The organism is Westiellopsis prolifica IICB1, from assembly GCF_004323185.1.
GTDB classification, from domain to species: domain Bacteria; phylum Cyanobacteriota; class Cyanobacteriia; order Cyanobacteriales; family Nostocaceae; genus Pelatocladus; species Pelatocladus prolificus_A.
The window spans coordinates 2,952,602-2,965,393 of sequence record NZ_NAPS01000001.1; the positions used below are offsets into that span (position 1 = coordinate 2,952,602).

The following is a 12,792-nucleotide window of genomic DNA, read 5'->3' on the forward strand; positions in this document are numbered from 1 at the left end:
TGGAATTAGTTCTGTGTTGTGAGTGAAGGGTTGCCAAAAACTCAACATTTGCTTTCCTACCTGTTGAGGATGGAAATAGTGAAAGAAATGATACCACTACCCCCACTTCCCCCACTTCCCACACATCCAACACTCCCTTCTTTCTGCTCCCTTGTCCTCCTTCTTTGTTCATCCTTCACAAGACAAACTGAGTTTGGAATTTGGAATTAGTTCTGTGTTGTGAGTGAAGGGTTGCCAAAAACTCAACATTTGCTTTCCTACCTGTTGAGGATGGAAATAGTGAAAGAAATGATACCCTTTCGCACATTCCCAAAGAGTATCTTCTGGTTTCAAAAAGTTTTGCCAGTCTTGTAAGTCTGGTGGAGTCACAACTGAATCATTTTTGCTACCACATACAAACATTGGCATGGAAACCCCACCTTTAGATAAGTGAATCAATCGAAATAAAGAATGGGGTGTGGGGGATTCGTCTAAATCTCTGGTGAGTGCAGTCAGTAGCTTTTTAGTATTTGCGGGAGATTGATCACCAAATAGAGTCCGAACGCTGTTAACTAAAATTTGCTCACGGCTGAGAGGAAACAAAAGGCGTTGCTGGTAATAATGGGCTTGCCAAGTATTTGCGCTTTGAGATGCTACAGCCAACAATGCTAGCGATCGCACTTTTTGTGGATATTGACGAGCGAATAATAAAGCGATCGTACCACTCATTCCATGACCTGCCAAATGAACCGGGCGATCATGCGATTTTAAAAAATCATACAGTAGCCCCACTGCTCTATCTAGGGAACAAGCTTCATCTTTAGTTTGCAAATATTCCCATCGCGCCACCGACATATGCTTAGATAAGTATTGCAATAATGGTTTGTCTAAACCCTTCAAACTTGGGCTAACATTTAACCAAAGAACGTCAAATAAATCAGACATACATACCTATTAGGCGTAAAATTAGGAGTTATAAATTTTGATTTATTAGTGAAATCAATGCGTATTTAAAATCTTTTTTGACTGCAAAACTAGTTATAAATCAGGTATTTATTCTCAATTCATTTCGCTTTTTTTCTCAAATCATAGTGTGAAAATTACGAAAATATTTCTTTTCATCTCTTTTTACCAACTGAGCAGCACAGACATAAAATAATGTATTGGAGTCATTTATTTTGAATTTTAGCAACATACCTAATAAACTCAAAATTCAGTATTTAGTAATATTCTAAAGTCTGAAATACTGAATTTTGATTTTCTTACTTAAAATTTAAACTTTGGTACAGATATGCATTTTGCAGTTTAAAAGGGAATAACCGCCAAAAAAAGCATTTACAGCTTAAATTCTTTTTTTAACTGACTAACCCACGTTTTTATTCGTTCTGTCGTTAATTCAGATTGATTATCTTCATCAATTGCTAATCCAACAAACTTACCATCTCTTAATGCTTTAGAATCGTTGAAGTCGTAGCCAGATTTTGGCCAATAACCCACTGTTTTACCACCACGTTCTGAAATTTTTTCCTCTAAAATACCAATCGCATCCTGAAAATTATCGGCATAGCCAATCTGATCTCCAGTGCCAAAATAAGCAACTAACTTGTTAGAAAAATCAATTTCGTCAAGTTCAGGGAAAAAGCCATCCCAATCACTTTGAAGTTCACCTATATTCCAAGTCGGACAACCAATAATTAAATAGTCATACTCGTCAAAATCACTGACATCTACTTGGGAAATGTCGTGTAAATTTACTAAATCCTTACCGAATTCATCCTGAATCATTTCAGCAACAGATTCAGTATTACCAGTTTGAGTACCGTAAAAAAGACCAATTGTTTTTGACATATGACACCTGAGTAGAAAAACTTAGAGATTGATGTAAAGTCGATTAGTTAAGGCTTTGACTGTTAAAGAACCAGACCTTTCAAGATAGGTAAAAACCCTCACAAAAATTACCGAATCTTGGGCTTTTCACCTTCGTGTCTTAGAGCCTTGGTGTTTCAAAAGTCGATTTTTTCACCACTATAGAGGTGTAGGGGCTACTGTTAAAGAACCGACTGTGGAGTCACCACAACCATAGTGATCATGGTGTCATTGGATGAGAATTCGGAAGATTTTATCCAAATTTAATGATTAATTATCTCAATAAGTAACCAGATCATAGTACCAAACTAGTTGACATTTATTTTTAATAGCAAAGGTTAAGTTTTATAAAGCTTAACCATTTTTAAAGAACATAGCTCTTGTATTGCTTGCAAAATCAGGAAAACAATCATCTAAATTTATAAATGCCACGTCAGTAGGATTTAATATCCTGATCTTCATATTATTGAAATGCAAATTTGTAGCAATAAAGCTGCTATAATTAGCCTTAATGATCAAATCGCAATAAACCTTACTGCAAAAACAAGACTGAATCCTTCGTTATGAACTTTGGTGTAGCATGGGAAAGGATTCAGCCTTCTTCCGTGAAAATGCTAATTAGTTAATTTCCAGTAAACCAAGTGGTGGCGTAATTTCAATCCTGCCAGTTTCTAAATCTATCACTGGCGCGATCGCCTTTACAAAAGGAATCAAAACAGTCTTTTGTTGTTGGTTGCTCCTTAGTGGTTGGTGTAACTTGACTTCTAATAAATCATTACCAGCAGCAATCACATCTACTACCGTACCAACAAGTTCACCAGACTCCTGCATAAAAACTTGCAAGCCAATTAAATCAAGGACATGATATTCATCTTCTCCCAACTGGGGGCGATCGCTTTCGGGAACCATTAACTTACAACCGCGCAATTCCTCAGCTTGATTGCGATTATCCACACCAGCCAATTTAATTATGTAGAGATTTTTACCCTCGATATAATGACCTGAAACCAATTCTACAGCTTGCGGTTTCATCTCTGGTGTACGCAACAACCAACGCTTTCCCGGAACCTCAAACCGTTCCGGAAAATCCGAATTAGGATACACCCGCATTTCACCGTGTAAACCTTGAGGTGCAACAATCGTACCAATTTCCATCCAATCTTCCAATTGAGGAGCGACAGAAGTAGAGATAGAAGGATTGGAAGATAAAGAATCAGATTTTTTTCGATCTTCTTTTTTTTGTTTCCCCTTGTCTCCTTGTTTCCCTGTCTCCTTTTGTTTTATATTCATCTTTTTCTTCATCTTCCCTTGTCTCCCCAATTCCTATTTTCAAGACACTTCCCACACTCCCCAATCCCCAATCCCCATTACCCCTTATCCCCAGAGGGGACCCCACCTGCCCCTTATCCCCAAAGGGGACCCCTACCTTCCCCTTATCCCCAAAGGGGACCCCTACCTTCCCCTTATCCCCAAAGGGGACCCCTACCTTCCCCTTATCCCCAAAGGGGACCCCTACCTTCCCCAATTCCCGATCCCCGATCCCTGATCCCCTATCCCCTCACGAACAACTAGTCAGGGCCGCACCACATTGATCTTCACTTGCCAACCAACCTTTGATACCCTGATATTCAACCTGCGCCCATTCTCCCTGACAACCTAATAATTTGACATTCGTGCTGGAGGGAACTTTGGCAATTTTTTGACTTTTTGGATTTGTACTACTGTAAAGATTGACGCCGTCAGTACCATAACCCCGCGATGATATACCTAACATTGGTAAATACACCCAACCAGTTCCTGTAAAATCACCAGTGGTATCGGTAATTTTCACCCATTTTCCCGAAGCAGCAACTATCTTGACTGTTTCATTAGTAGCTATTTTACCCACAATTTTGTGAGTAGGACTTGCACCACTCCGTACGTTTAAACCTTGTGGTTCTTTGGTGATGACGTAAGCATCAATATCACACTTTTGTTGCTTAGGTGCTTGTGCTAGGGCGCTGGAATTGGCAATACCAGTATTAACAAGCACGCTAATACTACAAAACCCTAAAGCGATCGCTTGCTGAAAAACTTGATTATTCAATTGCTTTCTCCGATTTTTAGACACCAGCAAGATCGCTGATGTCATATTTTTACCGCAAATCGTAGCCAAACAAATTCGGATCTACTTCTGTGAGTTGCAAATCTCCCAAGCCATATTCCGCCCAACGTCTTTCCACCATCGCTGCTATTTCTGGATCTGATTCTAAAGGGGCGCCCCATTCGTGTTCGGTTTCTGGTGGTATCTTTGTAGTTGCATCAATACCCATGCGTCCACCTAAACCAATTTTTTCACTGGCAAAATCTAAGCTATCAAAGGGCGTATTTGGTAAAATAAATACATCTCGTTTGGGATCTACTTTAGAACTAATTGCCCACACAACTTGACGCGGATCTCTAATATTGATATTTTTATCGACTACAATCACGAATTTGGTGTAGGTAAATTGTGGTAGCGCACTCCAAAACGCCAATGCAGCCCGTCGTGCTTGTCCAGGATAGGCTTTATCTATAGATATAATCGCTGCTTTGTAACTCAAAGCTTCCATTGGTAAGAAGAAATCGACGATTTCCGAAACTTGTTGGCGTAGTATGGGAGTATAAATCCGATTGAGAGCGATCGCCATCATCGCTTCTTCTTTGGGTGGACGACCGCTAAATGTGGTTAAATAAATCGGGTCTTTGCGCTGTGTCATGCAGTGGAAGCGAATCAGCGGTGAATCTTCGACACCACCGTAATAACCCATGTGATCACCAAAAGGCCCATCTGGTAAAATTTCTCCTGGTGTGATCGTTCCTTCGAGGACAATTTCAGAATCAGCAGGAACTTCCAAATCTACAGTTTTACACTTTGCTAACTGTACACCGGAACCACCGTAAAGTCCGGCGAACAACCATTCAGATAAATCTACCGGAATTGGTGTGGCTGCTGCCATGATAATTAAAGGATCGACACCCAAGGCGATCGCAACTTCTAATTTTTTGCCATGTTCGGCGGCTTTACGTAAATGTCTCGCCCCACCCCGCACCGACAACCAATGCACGGTCATTGTTTTTGGAGATTGAAGTTGCAAACGATACACACCTACATTTGGTGTGCCTGTCTCACAATCCTTGGTAATTACTAGCCCTAGAGTGATGATCTTGCCACCATCACCAGGATAAGGACGTATAAAAGGTAACTTGTTTAAATCTAAATCTTCCCCTTGAATTACCACTTGTTGACAAGCGGGGAAAAAATCTCGTCCAGGTTTCGCCTTGAGTACATCAAATAGCACTTTACCAAAATCGATCGCTTGGGAAATTTTTTTAGGCGGTTTGGGTTGTTGTAGCATCGCCAGCTTTTTCCCCAGTTCTTCCAATTCCTGGGGATGCTGCATATTCATCGCCCAGCATATCCTTTGTACTGTCCCCATCAGGTTGATCGCCACTGGTATAGATGAACCTTTAACGTTTTCAAATAATAACGCCGGTCCGCCCTTTTGCAGCATTCGATTGGAAATTTCCGCGATTTCTAAATCTGGATCTACTGGCGCTGTAATTCGCTGTAGTTGTCCCTTTTGTTCCAGAAGTTTGATAAATTCCCGTAAATCTCTTGCCATTGTGTTAGAAAAATTTTAAGAAATATGAAGCGCTTTTTATATTATCTGTTATTTCTGCTCCAAAATACTTACTTTGGCTTGACCACTAATACAGAACAATGAGCTTCTTCAACTACTTGACTACTAACTGAACCTTGAACAATTCGGTTCATACCAGTCAAGCCACGACTACCGATCACAATTAAATCAGCTTTATAAATATTGGCAAGGCGGATTATTTCTTCTGCTGGATCGCCGGTGACTAATTCTATTTCACTAGCAACAGGTAACTGCGTTTGGTAGGATTGTAATTGTTTTTCGACCTGTAAAGAAGAAAGAACTTGGGAATCTGAATGAGGCCGATCAGCAGGTAGTTCCATTTCTGAGTCAGGGCGAGGAAAAACATGACAAAGGACTACTTTGCTGTCTTTTGGTAATACTAAATCGTTTAAAGCCTCAATGACTCGCTCTGCAATACCTGAAGAGTCTAGAGCAACCAAAATAGTCTTTAGCACGGCTTGTATCTCCAAAAGTGCAAACCCCTGCAATTAAAATTGATTATCTTCAAGATTATACTAAGGTTAGTGTAGACTTAAAGTTTAAGTTTGACGCCAGGATTTGGTTTTTGTCAAAAGTCTGGAGAAAAATTTAATAATTGTTGTTTGCTAGGCTAACAACCAACTGTTAATTATCAACAACCAACAATATAATTTATTCTTCTTTTTGAACTCGCCATCTGACTGAATTAGCATGAGAGGGTAAACCTTCAGCTGCTGCTAATGCATCAATTGCACCCGCGACTTTTTCCAAGGCAGTTTGTGAGTACTGGATAATACTTGAATGCTTGAGGAAAGTTTCGACTCCTAGTGGCGAAGCGTAGCGGGCTGATCCAGAGGTAGGTAAGGTATGGTTGGGACCAGCAACATAGTCTCCGACGGCCTCCGGTGTGGAGTAACCCAGGAAAATAGTACCAGCATGACGAATCCATGGTAACACTGCCCAAGGATCTTCAACTTCTAGTTCTAGGTGTTCGGGGGCAAATTCGTTAGAAAGTTCAGCGGCTGCTTGTAGTGATTCTACAATCACAATTAAGCCGTAGTGGGCAAGTGCTTTTTCTGTGAGGGTGCGTCTGGGGTGATCTATTAATTGTCTTTCTACAGCAACTTGCACATTCTTAGCTAAAGCTGGATCTGTCGTCAACAAGATTGCTGCTGCCATTGGATCATGTTCAGCTTGTGCTAGCATATCTGCTGCAACATGAACGGGATTTGCGGTTTCATCGGCAATAATCAGTACTTCGCTTGCTCCTGCCAAACAATCAATTCCGACTGTGCCATAGACTAGTTTTTTTGCCAAGGTTACATAAATATTACCTGGGCCAGTGATGACATCAACTTTAGGAATTGTTTTTGTGCCATAAGCTAAAGCAGCGATCGCTTGCGCTCCCCCAACGCGATAAATTTCTTGTAACCCAGCTTCTTGTGCTGCTACCAACACAGACGGGTAAATTGTTTTACTTGCTCCTGGTGGAGTCACCATAATTATACGGGGTACTCCTGCCACTTGGGCTGGAATTGCATTCATTAACACCGTGCTTGGGTATGCTGCACGACCACCAGGTACGTATATTCCGGCGCGGTCTACAGGTGTATACCGTTTGCCGAGAACTACTTCATCATCTTCAAAGTTTACCCAGCTTTTTGGAACTCGTTGGCGGTGAAACGCTTCGATTTGGCGACAAGCCAATCTAATTGCTTCCACCAGTTCTTTCGAGACCTGTTGATAAGCTGCATCTATTTCTGCTCCTGTAATTCGTAGTTCTTCTGGTCTGAGAATTTGATGGTCAAATTCTTCTGTGTAATGCAGTACAGCTTTATCACCTTGGCGCTTCACCGCTTGCAACACTTCCCGCACTGTTGCTTCTTTATGAAGCACCTGTTCGTCATTGGTGCGATCGCAGATCCTTTGTAATTCTGATCTGACGTCTGCCTGCTGAGTAATGATTCGCAGCATGGAGTAAGGACAATGCCAACTTTAAAATATTCCCGCTTGAGAATGAGCTTTGCTTCTTGCCCCAAGGGAGAAGGGTAGCTAACACTAACTCTCTTTTCTAGCTTAACCTGGATTTTTTTGATACTTCCAAGATTTGTAGCATAAAATTCTTTACAAAGGCCACTAAATTATGGTTGTTCTGGTCGGTTTTCGGCTTAATGAGCATTACTCAGAAAAATTTGGCTAGTTGCTCTTAACCGTAAGCAAGCCAACTATTACTTGGTTTATTATTTCGTCATATCCCAAATTCAGGGATATGGTTGGTTTTCACATTATAATCGGCTGTTGATTCATTAGTAGGCTCTGAGTATACTTTTTGCCTTTTCTTATAATTTAGTAGCTAAAATTACTGTATAGACACAAATACTCGGATGTCTATATTTCGAGCTTTACACTTTAGCTGTTCACACTTGATTACCTCTATCAATACATATCATTTGAGGACACATTTAATTTCAGGCTATTGCAACCACTTGATAAGGGTGGTGAATGAGATAACTAATTTATCGAGTACCTAATTTTAACGTATTTCTAGTGGTGAAAACAAAATATTGAGAGGCTTTCATAAATACTGTCTAATCAAATCAAAATTTATATTTTCATCAGGATGAGATCAATTTTCAGCAAATGTTTGCAAATTACCTGAACCAAAAATTTACAGAGTAGATATACTTAATTTATCTTCCTACAAATTAGCATGGTATTTCTGTGACTAAATTAACAACATAGATTTTTCTGGAGAGTGTAAGTCCTAGACAGTTATGGGAAAGGCAAAAAATAGAAGAGAAAATCTGCTTCCAATTCTGCTCAGATCAGACAAATCGGTTGACATTTAAACCCTGTATAGCAATCCTAATTGAGTTGAGAGAAAATACTAAGAAACTTAGATGCAGCCTGTTTTTCCGGTTTTGGGTCTGTTGCTTGATTTTGGAGAATTGGTATCAATACGCTTGGTGATAAGCCCAAAATCCTTTGTACCAGACGCGAAATTTCGCGTCTGGTACAGATCAATTTTCGGTACTAAAAATCCTTAACACCAAGCGTATTGGAATTGGTATTAGTTTTTTCTCAAAAGATATAAGCCTAACAAAAAGTGGGGATGTAGTGAATTGGCTACATCCCCACCTATAATTCTGACTACGCTAGTTTATTCGTCGTCTTCGTCCTCGAAATCTTCTTCGTCGTAGTCGTCTTCGTCATCGTCTGTCAGATCGTTGATTTCATCAGGAATCAAATCATCATCATCCAAAATTGATTTTGATCTGCCACCATAAGTAGCTTCTCCCATTCCTAGAGTTGGAGAGTCTAAGTTGTAGGTACGGGCTGTGCGATCGTCCAGCACCATATCTAATGGATCTTCAACTTCATCCAAGACACTATTGCTGAAAGAATCAGTATAGTCTTCGACTATACCAGGTTCTTCGTAAGCATTAAAGCCTGTACCAGCAGGAATCAACCGTCCGATAATCACGTTCTCTTTCAAACCACGTAACCAGTCAGATTTTCCTTCAATTGCAGCTTCAGTTAAGACCCGTGTCGTTTCTTGGAAGGACGCAGCAGAAATAAAGCTATCAGTATTCAAAGATGCTTTGGTAATACCCAGTAGTACAGGAGTATATTGCGCTCTTGCACCACCAGTAATTGCCATAGCTTCATTTACCTGCTCGATTTGACGCAGTTCTACCAATTCACCAGGTAGCATCGTGGTGTCACCACCATCATCGACCCGAACTTTTGCCGTCATTTGTCGGACAATGACTTCAATGTGTTTGTCAGCAATATCAATCCCTTGAGACTGATAAACTAATTGCACTTCATTCACAAGGAAAGTTTGTACTTTCTGTAAAGCATGGCTGGCGCACGCATAAACTCCATCTTCCGAACCAAGGTTAAAGAAGACTTCTAAGATTTCATGGGGATTAGCAGGCCCATCTGTGAGTGTTTGTCCCGCACTGATTGTTTGACCATCGGTGACTACTAGGTTTTGTCCTGGGCCGATTGGGTAATCTGTAACTACACCGTTGGGTTCGATCACTTTGACAGCGATCGCTTCATCACCATCACCATAGATGACCTTGACTTCTCCTGATCTCTTGGCCAAAATACATGCTTCTTTCGGCTTACGAGCTTCGAGGAGTTCTTCAATTCTCGGTAAACCTTGGATGATGTCTCCTGTCTTGGCGCGTTCAAACACCAGCAGTACCAAATTATCACCGCGTTGTACCAAATCTCCATCTTCTACTTGTAAGATCGCACCAGCACTGACGCGGTAAGGGCGACCAAGACGAATGGTAACAGAGTAGTTTTGAGTTGTGAGTGCTGATTGGTCAGAACCAGTTTCCCCCGTATTTTCTACTTTTTTCACTGCTACAATTTGCCCTGATTCTTCTGCAAAGACTCCTGGAGCAATTTCTGTACCTTCTACTATCAAGTCACCCGGCTTAAATTTGGGCTGGACAGCAGTACTCATCCTCATCATATCGTGTTGTTTACGCAACACTAAGCAACGACGAACAGCTTCTGTACCTTTTTTGACGCCCCGTACGATACCGCCTTCTTTACACAAAATTTGGGTACGTGCTACCACTGCACCAGGAGCAATAGTTTGTCCGTCTTCAACCTCAAGGGTTGTATTCGTACTACCTTGAGTAGCATCAGCAGTAATATCTCGACGAACTGTTAAAGATTCCAAAATCACCAGTTGCAAACGCTGAATTTCTGAATCATCAGCATCAGCAACTAATTCAATATCTGCTGCTAAGGGGGAGGCTGTATGGTCTTGTTCGTCTTCTTGCTCAATTTCCAACACTAGTTGGGTTCGTAGCAGTTCTACACCTTCAACACATTTAACTCGTTCAGAATCTTTGTAGGGTAAACGTTGTACCGCTCGCAATTCAATCGAACGAGCTGTTTGCTGACTCACAGATGTAGTAGATGGTACATCAGGGTAGTTTGGTACAGCATACTCAACTACTGAGCGAATCAATAAAGCTGGCCCTTCTGGTGTTTCCACATACTGAATGTAGCGTAGTTCATTAAAGGTTTGTCCCAGTAATTCTTCACCAGGTTGAATAAAAGTATTATCTTTGCTCATGACTGCTTCTGGATCATCGACCATCAGCAGTTCGCCGGGCTTAATCACCACTTCCCGCAGAATGTCATTTTTCTGGGTAACTTCGATGACGCCATTATTTTGGCAGAAGATATCTTTAACTACCTCAGTACCAGCTTCAACATACTGACCGTCTTCAACCAACAACAAGGAGATGTCTTTGTTAACTTCGTGGGTTTCTTCGGGAATCCATAATAAGCTTCCTCCCTGTACCACTTCGTAACCTTGTTTGGCTTTACCTTTTTTCTGGACTTCTACACCAGCGTATCTCAGCATTCCACCAGTGCTGGTACGATAGCGATCGTCAATTAACTCAGCAACTACCTGACCATTTTGAACTTTAGTACCTGGGGTAGCTCTGAGGTTGAATACTTGGTTGTTACCAGTGCTAACTAAGTAATTATTTTTACCCTGAGAGCTTTGGACAGTTACTGTAGCTTGATCTAAAACTACAGAAGCTGTAATAATTTCAATTTCCCGCGTTGACTTACCTGGGGTTGCTTCTGGTACACGCACCACACCACCATGCTGAGTGGTGAGTTTGGTTTCTGCCAAAACACCATTGCTAGCAATAGTATCGTTTTCCTTGACCACCAATTCGGCACCCGGTGGTAAGTTGTAAACTTCTCCTGACAAAATCCAGATCAAACCACCCCGTGCGGCTGTAGTGGTGGTGTTACCTTGACGGTCTGTTTTTTGTTCGGCGACAACATCGGCAAACTTAACTTCCCCTGCTAAGTCAGAAGCTACGTCTTTGACGGCTTTTTCTGTATTAGCACGGGTTGTGCGTCCACCAAGTGCGACTTCTGCGATTAACTGACCCTGCTTGACTTTTTGTCCATCGACAACGTACAGTGTTGAGCCTTGAGTAAGAGCAATTTCCTTGGTGGTTGAGTTACCAGCATCCAAGGTCAAAGTGTTGTTGGCTTCTACATATAAAGCATCTTCACCGTGGCGGGTACGATAGGGTCTTGTCCGCAAGCGGCGAGGGAAACGAACTGTACCATCAATTTCGGCACGTTCTTGTTTCGCAACTTCCCCAGTGAACACACCGCCGGTGTGGAAAGTACGCATCGTTAACTGCGTCCCTGGTTCACCGATACTTTGGGCAGCAATAATACCGACAGCTTCACCCAAATCCACCATTTTGGCATGGGCTAGACTCCAACCATAGCAATGTTGGCAAACCGATCGCGCAGCTTCGCAAGTTAAGGGCGATCGCACAACGACTTCAGTCACACCTGATTTTTCGATGATTCTTGCCAAATCATCAGAAATGGGTGTATTTCGGGCTGCAATGACTTCACCTGTAGTTGGATGTATTACATCTTCCCCTACTACTCGTCCCATGAGGCGGGTTTCCAGCCTGATCATGACTTTGCTACCTTCAGTCATGGCTCGGATGGGAATACCTCTGGTGGTACCACAATCAAATTCGCGGATAATCACATCCTGGGAAACGTCCACTAGACGGCGGGTGAGATAACCGGAGTCTGCGGTGCGGAGGGCGGTATCTACCAAGCCTTTACGCGCACCATAAGAAGAAATAATATACTCGGTGACGGTCAGTCCTTCCCGGAAATTGGTTTTGATCGGCAAGTCGATAATTTCCCCTTGCGGATCTGCCATCAGTCCCCGCATCCCGACCAATTGCCGTACTTGGGAGATATTACCCCTGGCTCCAGAGAATGCCATCATGTACACGGAGTTGAGGGGGTTTGTCTTTCGGAAGTGGGTGACAACTTCGTCTTTCAGGGCTTCGGAAGTACCATTCCAGGTATCAATTACTTTTTGAAAACGCTCTACTTCCGTAATTTCACCACGTTGGTAACGTTCTTCAGTGGCGCGAATTTCTGCTTCTGCGGCTTCGAGGAGCGATCGCTTGGAAGGAGGCACCATCAAGTCTTCTACACTGATCGAAACCCCGGCTTTGGTAGCGTAACGGAAGCCTAATTCTTTTAATTTGTCCGCCATCACAGCCGTCCGGGCTGTACCATAGTGTGTAAACGACCAAGAAATTAGGTTTCGCAGTTGACCTTTATCAACAACGCGATTGCGGAAAATTATTTTGTCATTAGTCATTTGTCAAGAGTCCTTAGTCAAAAGTCCAGAGTCAAAAGTCCAGAGTCAAGAGTCAATGGTCAATAGTCAAAACTGAGC

At 42.0% G+C, this 12,792-nt stretch carries 8 protein-coding genes; all 8 read right to left on the reverse strand.

Features of this window, described 5'->3' with window-relative positions:
• Positions 1–168: 168 nt before the first annotated feature.
• Positions 169–924, reverse strand: a complete 756-nt coding sequence (locus B4U84_RS12210) for an alpha/beta fold hydrolase (RefSeq protein WP_131118141.1) — start codon at positions 922–924, stop codon at positions 169–171.
• Between the two features lie 390 nt (positions 925–1,314).
• Positions 1,315–1,827 carry a flavodoxin FldA gene (gene fldA, locus B4U84_RS12215; protein ID WP_017313049.1) on the reverse strand — a complete coding sequence of 171 codons (513 nt, stop codon included), beginning with the start codon at positions 1,825–1,827 and terminating at the stop codon, positions 1,315–1,317.
• A gap of 636 nt (positions 1,828–2,463) precedes the next feature.
• The gene (gene rimM, locus B4U84_RS12220; RefSeq protein ID WP_165490272.1) at positions 2,464–3,135 is read right to left on the reverse strand and encodes a ribosome maturation factor RimM; all 672 of its coding nucleotides are present in this window, start codon (positions 3,133–3,135) and stop codon (positions 2,464–2,466) included.
• 268 nt (positions 3,136–3,403) lie between these two features.
• The gene (locus B4U84_RS12225; RefSeq protein WP_207390930.1) at positions 3,404–3,976 is read right to left on the reverse strand and encodes an SH3 domain-containing protein; all 573 of its coding nucleotides are present in this window, start codon (positions 3,974–3,976) and stop codon (positions 3,404–3,406) included.
• 4 nt (positions 3,977–3,980) lie between these two features.
• The gene (locus B4U84_RS12230; protein WP_131118147.1) at positions 3,981–5,489 is read right to left on the reverse strand and encodes a UbiD family decarboxylase; all 1,509 of its coding nucleotides are present in this window, start codon (positions 5,487–5,489) and stop codon (positions 3,981–3,983) included.
• A 68-nt stretch (positions 5,490–5,557) separates the two neighbouring features.
• Complete coding sequence (locus B4U84_RS12235; RefSeq protein ID WP_017313045.1) at positions 5,558–5,983, reverse strand: universal stress protein; 426 nt, start codon at positions 5,981–5,983, stop codon at positions 5,558–5,560.
• A gap of 196 nt (positions 5,984–6,179) precedes the next feature.
• Positions 6,180–7,481, reverse strand: coding sequence for a histidinol dehydrogenase (gene hisD, locus B4U84_RS12240; RefSeq protein ID WP_017313044.1), 1,302 nt, complete (start codon positions 7,479–7,481; stop codon positions 6,180–6,182).
• Between the two features lie 1,186 nt (positions 7,482–8,667).
• Complete coding sequence (locus B4U84_RS12245) at positions 8,668–12,714, reverse strand: DNA-directed RNA polymerase subunit beta'' (RefSeq protein WP_017313043.1); 4,047 nt, start codon at positions 12,712–12,714, stop codon at positions 8,668–8,670.
• Positions 12,715–12,792: the final 78 nt, after the last annotated feature.